Origin of the sequence: Pseudooceanicola marinus, from assembly GCF_002786295.1 — a bacterium.
GTDB lineage: Bacteria > Pseudomonadota > Alphaproteobacteria > Rhodobacterales > Rhodobacteraceae > Pseudooceanicola > Pseudooceanicola marinus.
In genome coordinates this window covers 22,908-37,907 of sequence record NZ_PGTC01000009.1, presented here as the reverse complement: position 1 = coordinate 37,907, position 15,000 = coordinate 22,908, and the positions used below count along the sequence as shown (strand labels likewise).

At 67.9% G+C, this 15,000-nt stretch carries 13 protein-coding genes; 5 read left to right on the top strand and 8 right to left on the bottom strand.

Annotation, left to right across the window (positions count from 1 at the left end; all coding sequences use genetic code 11):
- Nucleotides 1-176: 176 nt before the first annotated feature.
- The 3 genes from CVM50_RS01435 (at nt 177) to CVM50_RS01425 (ending at nt 4,346) form a co-directional block, all read left to right on the top strand.
- The gene (locus CVM50_RS01435; protein ID WP_159457046.1) at nt 177-1,094 is read left to right on the top strand and encodes a helix-turn-helix domain-containing protein; all 918 of its coding nucleotides are present in this window, start codon (nt 177-179) and stop codon (nt 1,092-1,094) included.
- Nucleotides 1,095-1,189: 95 nt separating this feature from the next.
- Complete coding sequence (locus CVM50_RS01430) at nt 1,190-2,617, top strand: aldehyde dehydrogenase family protein (RefSeq protein ID WP_100148412.1); 1,428 nt, start codon at nt 1,190-1,192, stop codon at nt 2,615-2,617.
- Nucleotides 2,618-2,693: 76 nt separating this feature from the next.
- The gene (locus CVM50_RS01425) at nt 2,694-4,346 is read left to right on the top strand and encodes a GMC family oxidoreductase (RefSeq protein WP_232618122.1); all 1,653 of its coding nucleotides are present in this window, start codon (nt 2,694-2,696) and stop codon (nt 4,344-4,346) included.
- Nucleotides 4,347-4,427: 81 nt separating this feature from the next.
- On the opposite strand, the gene CVM50_RS01420 is transcribed toward CVM50_RS01425, so the two are convergent.
- Nucleotides 4,428-6,086 (bottom strand): GMC family oxidoreductase, encoded by a 1,659-nt coding sequence (locus CVM50_RS01420; protein WP_085886463.1) that lies wholly within the window; start codon nt 6,084-6,086, stop codon nt 4,428-4,430.
- A 186-nt stretch (nt 6,087-6,272) separates the two neighbouring features.
- Nucleotides 6,273-7,004 (bottom strand): Crp/Fnr family transcriptional regulator, encoded by a 732-nt coding sequence (locus tag CVM50_RS01415; RefSeq protein WP_085886464.1) that lies wholly within the window; start codon nt 7,002-7,004, stop codon nt 6,273-6,275.
- Nucleotides 7,005-7,087: 83 nt separating this feature from the next.
- On the opposite strand from CVM50_RS01415, the gene CVM50_RS01410 reads away from it, so the two are divergent.
- Together CVM50_RS01410 and CVM50_RS01405 are read left to right on the top strand one after the other, a co-directional pair.
- A complete protein-coding gene (locus CVM50_RS01410; RefSeq protein WP_085886465.1) occupies nt 7,088-7,471 on the top strand; it encodes a hypothetical protein in 384 nt (127 codons plus the stop codon).
- A gap of 136 nt (nt 7,472-7,607) precedes the next feature.
- Complete coding sequence (locus tag CVM50_RS01405; protein ID WP_085886466.1) at nt 7,608-8,342, top strand: GntR family transcriptional regulator; 735 nt, start codon at nt 7,608-7,610, stop codon at nt 8,340-8,342.
- A gap of 88 nt (nt 8,343-8,430) precedes the next feature.
- On the opposite strand, the gene CVM50_RS01400 is transcribed toward CVM50_RS01405, so the two are convergent.
- The 6 genes from CVM50_RS01400 to CVM50_RS01375 all read right to left on the bottom strand — a co-directional run bounded on the left by CVM50_RS01400 (nt 8,431) and on the right by CVM50_RS01375 (nt 14,992).
- Nucleotides 8,431-9,744 carry a TRAP transporter large permease gene (locus CVM50_RS01400; RefSeq protein WP_085886467.1) on the bottom strand — a complete coding sequence of 438 codons (1,314 nt, stop codon included), beginning with the start codon at nt 9,742-9,744 and terminating at the stop codon, nt 8,431-8,433.
- Entirely contained in the window at nt 9,744-10,235 is a 492-nt protein-coding gene (locus CVM50_RS01395; protein WP_085886468.1) for a TRAP transporter small permease, read from the bottom strand. Before CVM50_RS01395 ends, CVM50_RS01400 begins: the two co-directional genes overlap by 1 nt.
- 83 nt (nt 10,236-10,318) lie before the next feature.
- The gene (gene dctP / locus CVM50_RS01390) at nt 10,319-11,335 is read right to left on the bottom strand and encodes a TRAP transporter substrate-binding protein DctP (RefSeq protein ID WP_085886469.1); all 1,017 of its coding nucleotides are present in this window, start codon (nt 11,333-11,335) and stop codon (nt 10,319-10,321) included.
- 218 nt (nt 11,336-11,553) lie between these two features.
- Nucleotides 11,554-12,531 (bottom strand): 3-hydroxybutyryl-CoA dehydrogenase, encoded by a 978-nt coding sequence (locus CVM50_RS01385; RefSeq protein WP_085886470.1) that lies wholly within the window; start codon nt 12,529-12,531, stop codon nt 11,554-11,556.
- Nucleotides 12,528-13,619: an NAD/NADP-dependent octopine/nopaline dehydrogenase family protein gene (locus tag CVM50_RS01380; protein ID WP_085886471.1), complete on the bottom strand. Its 1,092-nt coding sequence runs from the start codon at nt 13,617-13,619 to the stop codon at nt 12,528-12,530. The genes CVM50_RS01385 and CVM50_RS01380 overlap by 4 nt, the downstream gene beginning before the upstream one ends.
- A 485-nt stretch (nt 13,620-14,104) precedes the next feature.
- Nucleotides 14,105-14,992 carry a response regulator transcription factor gene (locus CVM50_RS01375; RefSeq protein WP_232618121.1) on the bottom strand — a complete coding sequence of 296 codons (888 nt, stop codon included), beginning with the start codon at nt 14,990-14,992 and terminating at the stop codon, nt 14,105-14,107.
- Nucleotides 14,993-15,000 lie beyond the last annotated feature (8 nt).

Here is a 15,000-nt window from a genome sequence, read left to right as displayed (position 1 = left end):
CAAGGCGCCGCCGCGCAGAGTCCAGGCCCCCACCTGACGCGCAGAAGCGCGGCAAATGGCGATGCGTCGATCAAACAAGCGGCAGCGCGGCAAAATATGTGACTTTTCACCAAGAAGGGCGCTATCCGTCGCTCGCTCCCGCGCCTAGGATCATCGGATCAAGCCGGAGTGAGCCCATGCGCGATGCCATCGCTGCCCAGGAATTCGCCCATGTCGAGGCCTTTCGTGCCGGGATCAAGTCGATCTGCGGCGCCTACCACGTTGAACCCTGCCCCAGGGGCTCGGGCTTTGCGGCCCGCGCCGGCCTCGCCCGCGTCGGCGGGCTGGAGATCGCCCGCGTCGCCCTGACCGCCCGCGAGGTGCGCCGCGACGCCCGCGCCATCCGCCGCGACGAGGCCGATCATTTCGTCCTGACCCTGCAGCGCCGGGGCGAGGCGCAGATGCTGCAAGGGGAGCGCCAGACCACGCTGCGGGCGGGCGACATGTTCCTGTCCGACGCCGCTCTGCCGTCGCTGTTCGATTTCGGAGGCACGGCGGCGGAACAGCTCTCGGTGCATCTGCCGCGGGCCGAGATGACCAGCCGCTTCGGCGCGCTTGCCCGCGGCGGGCTGTCGATCCGACGCGAGGACAGCCTGGCAGTGGCGATGACGGCCCTGCTGCAGCGCGCGCAGGAGGAAACCCCGCCGCAGATCGACGAGGCCTTCCTGTCGCTCGTGGGCGCCTGGCTGCAGGATACCGCGCGTGGCGAGACCCGGCGCGATGCCCGCGCTGACGGGTTGCTGGGCCAGGCACTGACGCTGATCAACCTGCACTACCGTGACCCCGATTTCGGCCCCGGCGCCCTGGCCGAGCTGCTGAACGTGGCCCCGCGCCGGTTGCAGCGCGCCTTCGCCCCCTTGGGCGAGACGCCGCGCGACCGCATCCTGGCCACCCGGCTGGACCAGGCGCGCCATCAGCTGGAACACCGGGGCGGGCGCAATATCTCTGACGTGGCCTGGGACATGGGCTTTGGCGACCTGTCGCATTTCTACCATGTCTTCCGCGCCCGTTTCGGCCATGCGCCGGGCGCCACCGCCGCGACGGGTGACGCATAGGGCCAAGCCCCGCGACGCCTGCGCCCAAGACCCCTGCCCCGCGGAGCCCCTAGCCTGCTGTTCAACGACGCCCCGCAGGACAGAGGACAACAACAATGGCACTGGATCAGGACGCCCCCGGCCCCTACCCGATGATCATCGGCGGCAAGCCCGTCACGACCGAGGACACCTTCGCGGTGACCAACCCCGCCACTGGGGCCGTGGTCGGCCACGCGCCCCAGGGCACCGCCGCGCACCTGGAGGATGCCGTGGCCGCCGCCCGCGCCGCCTTCCCCGCCTGGGCTTCGACGCCTGACGCGGACCGTGCCGCCGCCTGCCATGCCATCGCCGCCAAGATGGAAGAACACGCCGAGGAGCTGGCGCGCCTGATCACCCTCGAACAGGGCAAGCCCCTGGGCGGTGTCGGATCGCGGTTCGAGATGGGCGGCGTCAGCGCCTGGAGCCACTACACCGGCACCCTGTCGGCACCGATGCAGGTGCTGGTGGACAGCGACAAGGAAAGGGTCGAGATGCAGCGCCCGCCGCTCGGCGTCGTGGCCTCGATCACGCCCTGGAACTGGCCCGTGCTGATCGCCACCTGGCACATCCTGCCCGCCATCCGCACCGGCAACACGGTGGTCGCGAAACCCTCGCCCTACACGCCGCTGTCGACGCTGCGATTTGTCGCCCTGATGAACGAGGTCCTGCCTGCGGGCGTGGTCAACGTCGTCTGCTCGGATGAGACCACCGACAACCTGGGCGCTCTGATTTCGGGCCATAGGGGTATCGACAAGATCGTCTTCACCGGCTCTACCGCCACGGGCTGCAAGGTGGCGGCCTCGGCCGCGCCCAACATGACGCGGATGACGCTGGAGCTGGGCGGCAACGATGCGGGCATCGTCCTGCCCGACGTGGACCCTGCGGCAATCGCCGAAGGGCTGTTCTGGTCGGCCTTCATCAACATGGGCCAGACCTGCGCCGCGCTGAAACGCCTTTACGTCCATGAAGACGTGCATGACGCGGTCTGCGAGGCCTTCGCCGCCTACGTGAAAAATATCCCCATGGGCGACGGGTTGGACGAGGGGTCTGTCATGGGTCCCATCGCCAACCAGATGCAGTTCGACAAGGTCGCCCGGCTGGTGGCCGATGCCGCGCGGAAGGGCACCGTGCTGACGGGCGGCGCCCCGGGCGAGGGGCTGTTCTTCCCGCTGACGCTGATCTCCGGCCTCGACAACGGCGATGCGCTGGTCGACGAGGAACAGTTCGGCCCCGCCCTGCCGATCATCAAGTACCGCGATCTGGACGAGGTGATCGCCAAGGCCAACGCCGGGCCCACGGGGCTGGGCGGCTCTGTCTGGTCGGCAGATGTCGAGAAGGCCAGGGAGATCGCCAAGCGTCTGGACTGCGGCACCGTCTGGATCAACCAGCATGGCATGATCCGCCCCGATGCCCCCTTCGGTGGGCGCAAGATGTCGGGCGTGGGGGTGGAGTTCGGACAGGAGGGCCTGAACGCCTACACCGACATCCAGACGATCATCGCCTGACGCCTTCCCCAACAGACCGGCCCATTTACAGACCGGCCCGACACGTCGCGGGCCGGCAGACCAACAGGAACTGAAAATGACCAAGATGGACAAGACCCAGAACGGCATGACCCGGCGCAGCTTCATCGGCCACATGGCCGTGGCCACGGGCGTCATCACCACCGCCGCCGGCACGCTCGGCGCCTCGCTGAACCCGGCCCATGCGCAGGACGGCACCTTCGATTACGTGATCGTCGGTGCGGGCAGCGCGGGTTGCGTGCTGGCCAACCGGCTGACCGAGGAAGGCAAGACGGTGCTGCTGCTGGAGGCCGGCGGGCCGGATGACACCGACATGATCTGGACGCCGATGCGGGTGATCGAGCTGTGGAATTCGCCCTATGACTGGGCCTATTGGACCGTGCCCCAGGCCCATGCCCAGGACCGCGAGCTGTTCTGGCCGCGTGGCAAGACCCTGGGCGGGTCCTCTTCGCTGAACGGCATGATCTACGTGCGCGGCGCGGCCACCGACTACGACGGCTGGGCAGCCCAGGGCAACGACGGCTGGAGCTGGGACGAGGTTCTGCCCTACTTCCTGAAATCCGAGGACTATTCGGGCGACCCGTCGCCCATGCACGCCAAGGGCGGGCTGCTGCATGTCACGGCGGAAATCCAGCCGCATGTGATCAACAAGGCCATGGTCGAGGCCGCCGTGCAGGCGGGCCATGCCTACAACCCCGACTGCAACTCGGGCGACCAGATGGGCGTCGGCTTCTGCGATCTGAACACCCGCGACGGCAAGCGTCAGTCGACCGCCGTGGCCTTCCTGCAACCGGCGCTGGAGCGGCCGAACCTGACGCTGATGACCAATGCCCGCGTGCATCGGGTGGAGATCGAGGACAGTCACGCCACCGGCGTGACCTACATGCAGGCGGGCGAGATGCACACCGTGTCGGCCGCATCCGAGGTGATCGTCTGCGGCGGCGCGATCGAAAGCCCGCGCATCCTGATGCTGTCGGGCGTGGGCCCGGCCGATCACCTGGGCGAGATGGGGATCGAGGTGAAACACCCCCTGCCCGGCGTCGGTCAGAACCTGCACGATCACACCCTGCTGCCCGTCACCTGGGAGGCCGAGGGCCAGGTGCCCCCGCCCCCGCATATGGGCATGACGCCTCTACACACGCATCTTTTCGCCAAGTCCTCGCCGGAGCTGCCGGAGCCCGACATGCAGCCCCTGGGCCTCTTCGGCCCCTATTACGCCCCTGAGCAGGACGCCAGCGTGGCCAATGCCTTCACCTTCAACGCGGGCGGCGTGAAACCCACCTCGCGCGGCGAGGTGCGCCTGTCCTCGGCCGATCCCGAAGATCGCGTGCTGCTGGATCCCAACGTGCTGGCCACCCAGTATGACGTCGACACCCTGATCGCCTGTGTGAAGATGATCCGCGAGATCGCCGAACAGCCCGCCCTGTCGAAATGGATCAAGCGCGAGATCTACCCCGGCCCCGAGGCCCAGACGGACGCAGAGCTGGCCGACTATGCCCGCTCGGCGGTGATGAGCTATCACCACCAGTGCGGCACCTGCAAAATGGGCAGCGACGACATGGCCGTGGTCGATGCGGAGCTGAAGGTGCACGGGGTGCAGGGGCTGCGCGTGGTCGATGCCTCGATCATGCCCTTCGTCACCACCGGCAACACCAATGCCCCGGTCATCATGATCGCCGAAAAGGCCGCCGACATGATCAAGGGCGCCTGAGGCGCCGCCTTGACCGAAACGAGGGGCCGGGCGCGGGATGCGGCCCGGCCCCTTCGTTTGCCCGGACCTCCCCAGCCCGGTTCAGGAGGCGCGGGCGGCCTGATGCCCGGCGCACTCGTCCTCGCCCCGGGCGGCGGCCAGGATCATTGCGGCGGCGCGTTCGGCGATCATGATCGTGGGGGCGTTGGTATTGCCTGAAATGAGCGTCGGCATGACGCTGGCATCCACCACCCGCAGCCCCTGCAGCCCATGCACCCGCAGTTGCGGGTCGACCACCGCGCCCTCGTCCACGCCCATGCGGCAGGTACCCACGGGATGATAGATCGTGTCAGCCCGGGCGCGAATGTGCCGCTCCCACTCGGCATCGGTCATGTCGTCGTGCATCCCGTGCAGCTCGCGGTCGCGATAGGGCGCCAGGGGCGCGCCCAGCATCAGCCGCCGCGCCTGGCGGGCGCCCGCGATCAGCAGGTCGAGGTCGCGGCGGTCCGACAGATAGGCCGGGTCGATCAGTGGATCGGCCAGCGGATCGCCCGAGGCCAGGCTGACCTGCCCGCGCGAATGGGGGCGTAGCACGCAGACGTGGCAGGAATAGCCATGGCCCAGGTGCAGGCGCCGGGCGTGATCGTCTACCATGGCGATGACGAGATGCAGTTGCAGGTCGGGCCGGTCCACCTGCGGAGTGGAGCGGAAGAAGGCCGCCCCCTCGGCAAAGGGCGTGGCGGCCATCGACCGCCCGTCGCGACGCCAGCGCGCCAGGTGGCGCAGCAGTTGTCCGGTGCCGCGCAGGCCGATGCCGAAATTGTCGGTGTCGCGGGTTTTCCAGGCCAGGATGAAATCCAGGTGGTCCTGAAGGTTGCGGCCCACGCCGGACAGCTCGTGCCGCATCTCGATGCCGTGCGGCGTGATGTCTTCGGGCCGCCCGATGCCCGACAGCTGCAGAAGCTGGGGCGAGCCGAAGGCGCCGCACGCCAGGATCACCTCGCGCCGGGCGCGGATCTGCTGCACCCGCCGCCCGCGCCGGATCTCGACCCCTGTCGCCCGGCGCCCCTCCAGCAGGATCCGCTGGGCCCGGGCGCCGGTCAGCACCGTCAGATTGGCGCGCTGCCCCATCACCGGATGCAGATAGGCGGCGGCGGCCGAGCAGCGCTCGCCATTGCGGGCCGGGTCGTGGAACTGGGTCACCTGAAAGAGGCCGATCCCCTCATTGTCGCCGGTGTTGAAGTCTTCCCGCTCGCGCAGCTGCAATTCCTGCCCCGCCGCGATGAAGGCCCGGGTGATCGGGCGCGGCGCCTTCTGGTGCGACACCTGCAAGGGCCCGTCGCCACCGTGAAAAGCATCGGCCCCGTCCTCATGTCCCTCGGCGCGGCGAAACCAGGGCAGCACGCTGTCCCAATCCCAGCCCTCGCAGCCCAGATCAGCCCAGCCATCGTAATCCTGCCGCTGGCCACGCACGTAAAGCATGGCATTGATCGCCGAAGACCCGCCCAGGGCGCGCCCGCGCGGCTGGTAGCCGCGCCGCCCGTTCAGTCCGGGTTGCGGCACGGTGTGAAAGGCCCAGTTGTTGATCTTGCCATAGCCCGGCAGCATGGCCACCGCCCCGGCGGGGATCCGCACCAGGATCCCGTCGCCGCGCCCGCCCGCCTCGATCAGACAGACGCTCAGCCCCGGGTCCTCCGACAGGCGTGCGGCCAGGGTCGCCCCGGCGGAGCCCCCGCCGACGATGACGTAGTCGAATTCCATCTGTGCCTCCCACAGCGGCCCCCTCCCCGGGCGCCTCTGCGAGCGATAGTGGCGCACGGCGCGCCATCCGTCGACAACCGTATGGGACAGGGCCGCCACCGGGACGCAACGTCGGCCAGACTGCCCCCTGACGTAAGGGGGCCCAAGGGCCGTGGGACAACTCTGGCCCTGTCGGACCGGGGGCGATCAGATCAGCGGTCGGGGGGTGAGGGAGCGGTCCTCCTCCATCTCGGCCAGTTCGCAGAGGCCGGAATAGTCGAGGATCTTCATGCTCCCGCCGCGCCAATCTGCCAGACCGCGTTCGCGCATGGATTTCAGCGTCTTGTTGGTGTGCACCAGCGACAGGCCCAGGGCATCCGCCAGGTCCTGCTGTCGGTAGGGCAGCGGCATCTCGCGGTTCTTCACCATGCCCAGGGCGGTGCCGCGATCCTGCAGGCGCAGGAAGGCGCGGGCGATCCGCTGTTCGGCGCTCATATGTCCCAGCATGGCCAGGCTTTCACCCAGGAAGCGTTCCTCGACAGCCGAAAGCCAGGTCAGGTCATAGGCCCGTTCGGGCTGTTCCTCGAAGAGCGACCACAGCGCGGCCCGGTTGAAGACGCACAGCCGCATGCGCGTGGTGGCCTCCACCGTGTGGTACATCACGTTCATCACCCCGGCCTGAAGCCCGATAAAATCGCCGGGCAGGACGAAGTTGATGACCTGCCGCTCCCCGGTCTCAAGGGTCTTGTAACGAAGGCCCTGACCCTCCAGCGCGGTATACAGGTGCGGGGCGTTCGCGCCCTCCATCATCAGCTGCGCGCCGGCCTCGACCTCCAGCTCTCCGGTCTTGAAGTTGCGCATGAAAGCCAGTTCGGACTCGGACATGTCATCGAACAGCGGGCGGGGGCGCAGCGGGCAGTTACGGCAATCGGTCGCCAAGGCATTAATCCTCTTCAGACTTGTCACAGTTTAATGCGCCGGAAGCCAAGTTGTTCCAGACGGGGGATAACGAAAGGAGAATCATGACCTATTCCCCCGACCGGGCCGGCGCTGCCGACCTTCCGGTCTACCTCGTGTTGGAGGGCGATCTGCTGATCGCGACGGACATTGCCGATGCGCTGAGCGCTCATGGGCCCTGCCGTGTCCTGCACGTCACCTCTCCCGAAGAGATCGCTGCGACGATCGAGGCCGAACCCGCGCTGGCGGCCGCCTTCCTGGAGATGCGCCTGGCCCAGTTGCAGGACATCGGGCTGGCCGAAACCCTTCACGCGCGCGGTGCGCGCATGATCCTGACCGCCGGTGAGGCGGACATGGACGCGGTGCTGGACCTTGGCTGGTTCATGCTGCTGCGCCCCTTCAGCGACGAGATGATCCGCGCCGTCCTGCCGGTGCCGCAGCGCGCCTGACGCGCCCCCCTGACGAAGTGCCGCCGGAGCAAGCCCCGGACGGTTCGCTTCGCCCATTATTTCGAAAATCTGCGCTTTCGCATTTCGCCCGTCGCGGCAGGCGGTTACTCTGCCCGGACAGCAAGGGAGGCCCGCGATGGCGTCTGAAAACCTGACCGAACGCCAGCCTGACCAGACCCTGGGGCAGCTCGCCTATGACAGCATCCGCGCGGACATCCTGAAGGGCCATTTCGCGCCCGGCAGCCCGCTGCGCCTGCAGGCGCTGAAGGAACGCTACGGGTTCAGTTTCTCGCCCCTGCGGGAGGCGCTGAACCGGCTGCAGAGCGAACAGCTTGTGGTGTCCTACGCCGCGCGCGGCTTCCGCGTGACGGAGATCTCGACGGAGGAGATGTGGGACGCGATCGACACCCGCATCCTGATCGACTGCGAGGCCTTCCGCCGCTCGATCCGCCGCGGCGACGACGACTGGGAAGGCCGCGTGATGGGCACCTTCCATGCCCTGTCGCGGGCCTTTGAACGCAACCTGGAGCTGGGCGCCGAGGTGACCGAGGAGCAGGTGCACCAGCTGGAGGACCGCCACCGCGCCTTCCACCATGCGCTGGTCAGCGAAAGCGGGTCGAACTGGATGAAGGTCTTTTCCACACAGCTTTACAACCAGACGCAACGCTACCGCTGGCCCTATTTCAGCACCCGGGGCGGCAATGTCTTCCTGAAGAAATCCTACCTGGCCGAGCATCGCGAGATCGCCGAACGGGCCGTGGCCCGGGACGAAGAGGCCGCCGTGGCGCTGATGGCCAAGGGGTTCCGCCGCACCGGCGAGATCATCGAGAGCCTGCTGAAGGGCGAGGATGAAACCGACCGGGGCACCTGACCGGCCGCGAGTCTCCCCATGCAAAAGGCCCGCGCCAACAGCGCGGGCCCTTGTCGTTTCCGGCGGGCCGATCCGGTCGGCTGTCGCGCTAGCGGATCATGCCGGGCAGCCAGGTGGCCAGCCCGGGCCAGATCACAAGGGCCAGGATCAGCAGGATCGAACAGGCCAGGTAGGGCAGCACGGCGCGCGCGATCTGGCCCAGCGTCGTGCCCTTGGGCGCCACCCCCGCCATGACAAACAGCAGCAGGCCGAAGGGCGGCGTCGCCAGGCTCATCTCCAGCGCCAGCAGCATGGCGACGCCGAACCACACCGGGTCGATCCCGTACATCTGGGTCAGCGGGATGAAGATCGGCAGGGTCAGCATCATGATCGACAGCTGATCCATGAACATGCCCAGCACGATCAGCACCGCCAGCATCGCCGCCAGCATCCCGTAGTGGCCCAGATCGAACCCCGTAGCGAAGGAGATCATGCCCGAGGAGGCCCCCGAAAAGGCCAGCAGCTGCGAGAAGGTGGTGGAGCCGATGATGATCATCAGCATCATGCCCGACACCTTCAGCGTGCCCATCAACGCCTTCATCAGCACCTCGACCGACAGCTTCCCGTAGCACAGCGCCAGCACGCCCACCGACACCGCGCCGAAGGCCGCGGATTCCGTGGGCGTCGCCCAGCCCAGCAGGATCAGCCCGATGACCGAGAAGACCACGAGGCTCATCGGCAGGACGTTGACCACCAGGGTGCGCAGGATGGTTGTCAGCGGCGGGCGATCGACGTCGTAGGAGGGCGCGGCGTCGGGGTCCAGCGCGATGGAAATGCGGATCACCGCCACGTAAAGCGCCATCAAGATCAGCCCCGGGATCAGCCCGGCGATCAGCAGGCCGCCCACGTCGATGCGGGCCAGCGAGCCCAGCAGGACCGCCAGCGAGGACGGCGGGATGATCATCGCGACGCCCCCCGTGGCGATGATCGGCCCCATGATCAGATGCGGCTTGTAGCCCCGGCGCAGCATGTCGGGCATCAGGGTCGAGCCCAGCATCGCCGTGTTCGCCATGGACGAGCCCGAGAGCGTCGCGAAGAGCGTTCCGCCCCCCACGGTCATGTAGCTGAGCCGCCCGCGCAGGCGGCCGAAACACATATCCAGCGCGTCGAAGACCCGCACCGCCAGGCCGGTGTGGAACAGAAGCTCCCCCATGATGGTGAACAGCGGCACCGGCACCAGCGAGAAGGTGGTGATCGAGTCGGTGGCATTCGACACCAGCTGGTCGATGCCCCCGAGGCCGCCCATGAAGACCAGCACGCCCAGGGTGTTGATTGCCAGGAAGGCCACGGCCACGGGCATCCCGAGGAACATCAGCAACAAAAGACCGCCCAGCAGGAGGGCGGTGGCGGCATACCACTCCATCACGCGCCCCCCGCAGAGCCGGTGTAGACCCGGCCGCGCAGGGCAAGGCGCGCGAACTCCACCGCCGTCAGCGCCAGCCCCATCGACAGCCAGGCGTAAAGCAGCCAGCCCGGCAGGGTGACGGACCGCATGTCCATGTTGCCGGCGGCGTAGCGGTCCCAGCCCACGGCGCCCGCGCGCCAGGCCAGCACGGCCAGCACCAGCACCGACAGGATCTGCACGGCCATCGATACGGCGAAACACAGCCGCGTCGGCATCATCGAGGCGAAGGCGGTGATCGCCACATGCCCGTTCTCGCGCACCAGCCAGGGGGCGGCGCAGAGGGTCGAGTAGAGCATGGCATATTCCGAAAGCGCGCTGGTCGACTGCAAGGGACGAAAGCCGGTGTTGCGCAGCACCACGTCCACCACGATCATCAGCGTGATCCCGAGGAGACTGAGCGCCCCGGTCGCGGCCAGCAGCGTGATGGCACGGTCATAGAGCCTGGCCATGGGTCTGGATGTCCTGTTGTCTTGAAAGAGAACGGGGGCGCGGCCTGGGCGCACCCCGCCAGGGTCAGCTCAGGGGCCGACGCTCATTCCTGGTAGAAGGCATCGCGCAGTGCGTCGTAATGGGCGCTGTCCGAGGCCTCCAGCCGTGCCCAGGCGGAGCCGTAGGCGCCGTCGAGGTAGGCCTGGGCCGCCTCGCCCTCCAGGGTGATGACCTCGATGCCGCCCTCCCGCACCGCCGCGTCGGTCTCCGCCGTCACGCTGGCCAGGCGATCGCGCGAGGTCAGCTCATAGTTCAGGGCAGCGGCGTCGATGATCTCGCGCGCCTCATCGCTGAGGCCCTCGTAGCTTTCGGGGTTCATGAAGATCACCAGGTCGGTGTTGAAGAAGCCCGGATCAATGCGATATTTCAGGTACTTATCCCAGGACATATCGGTCACGCCGGCGATCGGCCAGCCGATGCCGTCGAAGGTACCACGTTCCAGCCCGGTATAGACCTCCGGCACGGGGGCAGAGACGGGCACGGCGCCGAGGCTCTCGAAGAAGCCCTGGTAGATCGGCTGCGAGCGCAGGCGTGCACCGTTCATGTCGACGCTGCCATCCTCGCCCACGGTGGGTTCGTCCACCGACCAGATGTGGAACTGCAGGCCGGACTGGCCAAGCGCCATCAGCCGCACGCCCAGACGCTCCAGCAGGATGTCCTGCATCAGATCGAAGCCGCCGCCTTCGCGCGCCACTTCGGGCGTCACGTTGGAGCCGACCAGCGCGTCGATCTCGGGCGCCGAGCCCAGGTGATAGGTCGAGGGGCCGTACTGGATGTCGACGATGCCACGTTCCAACGCATCGACCTGCTGGGTCGGCGGGAAGACCTCGGGGCCGCCCATCATCTGGATCTGGACGACACCTTCGCCGGTCTCGTTCACCTCGTCGACGAAGTGCAGGAAATCCTGGGTCCAAAACATCGGCACGGGGAAAGCGCTGACGGCTTTCAGCACTTCCTGGGCCTGGGCAGCGCCGGCCTGCAGGCCGAGCGCCGCGAGGGCGGCCAGGGCGAAACGGCCTGCGGGGCGGGCCGGACGTCTGGAACGGCTTTCGTGGGTCATGGGTCTCTCTTTCCTGTTGGGGTAAGACGCCGGTTGTCCGGCTTGTTGCCCCTGCCTCGCACAGGCGGGACGGGGCCTTGGGATAGGTCGATGATTTTGCCGCCCGGGCGGGGGAGTCAAAACATATTTTGCACAATAGGGATTTCTTTCGAAAATCCCATCTAGTGCTGTCGCACGCGGCCCAATTTCTCAGCCCGCGCGCAGAGGGGATTCAACCGTCAGGCGACGGGCGGGCGCATCAGGTCCTCGGCCTTCAGCCGTTCGGCCAGGGCCCGCAGCTTCGCCTCGCGGTAGGCGGCCACGTCCATCCCCTCGTAGTTGAGGAAGCCCTGCCGGGTCTTCAGGCCGATATGGCCCGCATCCATGTTGTCGCGGATGACCTGCGGCGCCTCGTAGCGGGGGTTGTCCAGCGCCTTCGACAGGTACTCGGAGGCGTAGTAGAGGATGTCGCCCCCGCCCCAGTCGATGAACTCCAGTAGCCCCAGCACGGAGAAGCGGAAGGAGAAGCCGTAGCGGATCGCCTTTTCCAGATCCTCGGCGCTGGCGACTCCTTCCTCGACCATGCGGGCGGCCTCGTTCATGGCGACCTGCTGGATGCGCGGGATCATGTAGCCCGGCGCCGCGGCGCAGGTGACGGGCACCTTGCCGGTCGCCTCCAACAGCGCCGACAGCTGCGCAGTGACCTCGGGCGCGGTGGCCTTGCCCGGCGACAGTTCCACCAGCGGCACCAGGAAGGCCGGGTTCAGCCAGTGGGCATTGAGGAACTGTTCGGGCCGCGCCAGGGCGGGCGACAGGTCATCCACCAGGATGGTGGAGGTGGTCGAGGCCAGGATCGCATCGGGCTTCATCAGCGCCTCGGCGCGGGCCAGGGCCTCACGCTTCAGCTCGGGCACCTCGGGGAAGCCTTCGAAGACCACATCGGCCGCGCCCAGCGCCTCGGGCGCCCCAACCTCGGGCACCACGGTCACCCGGGTGGCAATGGTCGGCACCAGGGCCGCCTCGAACATGCCGAAGCGCGCCATCATGGTCAGGGTCTCGGTGATCTCCGTCCGGGCCTCGGCCTGCAGCCGGTCGAAATCAGCCGCCTCGCGCGGTTTGAAATCGACCAGGGCGACCGGGTGACCGGCATAGGCGAAGACCAGGGCGATCCCCCGCCCCATCCGGCCGGCGCCAAGACAGGCGATGGTCTGCGTCATGCCGAGGGTCCTTCCGCCTTGGCCTTAAGCTCGTCCATCGACAGGCCGCCCAGGCCCACGGCGGACAGGGGCCGACCGGTCTGCATGAAGTCCTGGTGGTTGATGGTACCGCCCAGCGTCATCAGGGCGCGGGCCACGGGCACGTCGATGCCCGCCACCTCGGCCATGGAGCAGATCAGCGACAGGCCCAGGCGGGTGTCTTCCATCATGTAGCGATGCGCGTGCAGGTCGATCTTCTCGCGCCAGTCGCCACTGTCGGTCAGGTTGGCGCGGGCCTCGCGGTCGTACATCCACATCTCGCTGTCGTCGCGGTAGTAATCCGCCAGCGGGAAGTGCGGCGCGCCGTAGCCGAAGGCCTCGCGCACGGCGATGCGTTCCGCGTCCAGCTGGTCGGTGACGGTGCGCACGCAGGGTTGGGTGCCCTCGTTGTGGATGTCCCAGGCCTCGAAATGCTCCAAGGGCGCGGCGTTCATCATGATCAGCGGCGCATGGATGATGGCGCCGGCGTTCATCAGCGCGGCAGACAGCACGTCCTCGCAGCGTTCGATCACACCGGGGAAGGCCGTGTCGATCACCTTCAGCGCGCGATCGGTGTCGGCCACCGGGTAGACGCCCGTGGGCAGACGCACGGCGCGGGTGGAGATGACGACCTCGGAGAAGTCATGCTTGCGCACCAGCCAGGGCAGCGTGCCCGTCTCGGCGAAGGCCACGCCCTCCAGCGTGCCGGCCTCGCGCGCGGCATTGGCCAGGATCATCGTGCCCAGCGTGCCCGGCGGCAGGTAGATCACCATGCCCGGCTTCAGGTGCGGGGCGATGACGCTGGCCAGGTCGGCATGGGCCGGAGCCGGGATCGGGCAGAGGATCAGCTCCGCCCCCTCCAGCGCCTCGGCGATGTCGCTGGTGACCAGCGCCAGCTTGCCCTCATGGGTGCCCTTGCCGTCGCGCACGGTGATGGTGTCGCCGCGCTTGGCGTGTTCGGCCACATCCTCGGGGTTGCGCCGCCACAGACGCACGTCGTGCCCTGCCAGTGCGAAATCCCCTGCCCCGGCGAGCGAGCCGTTGCCTCCACCCAGAATTGCGATCTTCATCTTGTCCCCGCTGTCGTTCCGGGGCGGCCTGTTGCGACCGCCCTCTTGTCTCTGTCCTCGCCAACAAGCCCCGGGAGCCGCGCCTCCGTCAACCATTTTTTATAAAATATGGTTTTTATATAAAATATCGCACCCCGCGCGCCCAGCATCGCGGCAGATTGGCCGCCGCCAGAATGGAAGAACCGCCCGCGACTGAAAGCCGGGGCGGCACTAAGCCAATTCGCATGAGATGTGAGGAGCGCAGGGAAGCGTTCGGTCGGGCAGTCACACCGGGCAGCGCGGGCCCTGCAGACGAGCCGATGCGCCACCCGGCGGCACGGCCCCCAGGGGACTGCGAAACGCACCGGGGACGATAGAGGTCCGCCCACAGCCCTGTCCGTGCATGCCGCTGGTTCTGCCCGGGCCTGCGGCCCATGACCATCCCCCGGATCAGGTGGAATGCGGAAGGCCGCGCGCGGCCACCCCCGGGCCGTCGCCGGGTCGGCTCAGCCGCGCGGACGCGGCTGGCGCCCCAGCCACAGCGCCATCAGCTCGGACCGGCTGGAGACACCGTACTTGCGGAAGATCCGCTTCACATGGTCATGAGTGGTATGCGGACTTTGCCCGTTCGCATGGGCGATGTTGGCCTCGCTGATCCCCTGCAGCAGGCCCGCCAGCACGCGGTGCTCGGTCGGCGTCAGCCGGGCCGAGGCGATGCCGATCCCGTCGCTGACCATTTGCTGGCGATAGAACCAGGCCAGGCCACGCAGACAGAAACTGGCCAGCCGCAGATCGGCCCGGGTGAAGGGCTCCTGGTCGAACCCGCGGTGCAGCCCCAGCATCAGCTCCGCCTCGGCATTGACAGGAATCGCCGCCCAGATGGAATCGCGCCGGTCGATCGCCGCATACCATTCCCGGTAGGCCGGGCCGTTGAACCAGCCGTCGGGCGCCAGGTCGCTGAGCAGCAGCACGCGGTAGCTGCCTGCCAGCTCCGCATTGCGGGTGGTGGTGACATCCGGGTGGCCCACGTCCATGCGCTCGAAGGCCTCCGCGATCCGGCGCTTGATCTCCTTGTCGGGGTTCAGCACCGTCAGGCTGTAGGGGCGCCAGCCGAAGAGTGGATCATCGGCGGGCCCGTCGGGCAGGCGCACGCAGCCGACCCAGTCGGCATTCTTCGCCCCGGTCAGCGCGCAGAGCCGCTGCAACAGGTGCAGCTTCGACTCCCTCGCCTGGCCGGCGTCGAAACCCGACAGCTCATCCCAGAGGCGAAAGACCTCCGCGGCCTTTTCCGGGGGAATGTCGCCCAGCATGTCGGAGGGATCCTCCACGTCGAGGGGCGGGTACAGCCGTGCCCCACCGGAGTTCGCATTCACGTCTATCTGCCCCCACGTCATCGCATTGC

Excerpts from the sequence above, each read along its gene's own strand:
- CVM50_RS01435 (WP_159457046.1), top strand. The coding sequence starts at position 177 with ATGCGCGATGCCATCGCTGCCCAGGAATTCGCCCATGTCGAGGCCTTT.
- CVM50_RS01430 (WP_100148412.1), top strand. The coding sequence starts at position 1,190 with ATGGCACTGGATCAGGACGCCCCCGGCCCCTACCCGATGATCATCGGC.
- CVM50_RS01425 (WP_232618122.1), top strand. The coding sequence starts at position 2,694 with ATGACCAAGATGGACAAGACCCAGAACGGCATGACCCGGCGCAGCTTC.
- CVM50_RS01420 (WP_085886463.1), bottom strand. The coding sequence starts at position 6,086 with ATGGAATTCGACTACGTCATCGTCGGCGGGGGCTCCGCCGGGGCGACC.
- CVM50_RS01410 (WP_085886465.1), top strand. The coding sequence starts at position 7,088 with ATGACCTATTCCCCCGACCGGGCCGGCGCTGCCGACCTTCCGGTCTAC.
- CVM50_RS01405 (WP_085886466.1), top strand. The coding sequence starts at position 7,608 with ATGGCGTCTGAAAACCTGACCGAACGCCAGCCTGACCAGACCCTGGGG.
- CVM50_RS01400 (WP_085886467.1), bottom strand. The coding sequence starts at position 9,744 with ATGGAGTGGTATGCCGCCACCGCCCTCCTGCTGGGCGGTCTTTTGTTG.
- CVM50_RS01395 (WP_085886468.1), bottom strand. The coding sequence starts at position 10,235 with ATGGCCAGGCTCTATGACCGTGCCATCACGCTGCTGGCCGCGACCGGG.
- dctP (WP_085886469.1), bottom strand. The coding sequence starts at position 11,335 with ATGACCCACGAAAGCCGTTCCAGACGTCCGGCCCGCCCCGCAGGCCGT.
- CVM50_RS01385 (WP_085886470.1), bottom strand. The coding sequence starts at position 12,531 with ATGACGCAGACCATCGCCTGTCTTGGCGCCGGCCGGATGGGGCGGGGG.
- CVM50_RS01380 (WP_085886471.1), bottom strand. The coding sequence starts at position 13,619 with ATGAAGATCGCAATTCTGGGTGGAGGCAACGGCTCGCTCGCCGGGGCA.
- CVM50_RS01375 (WP_232618121.1), bottom strand. The coding sequence starts at position 14,992 with ATGACGTGGGGGCAGATAGACGTGAATGCGAACTCCGGTGGGGCACGG.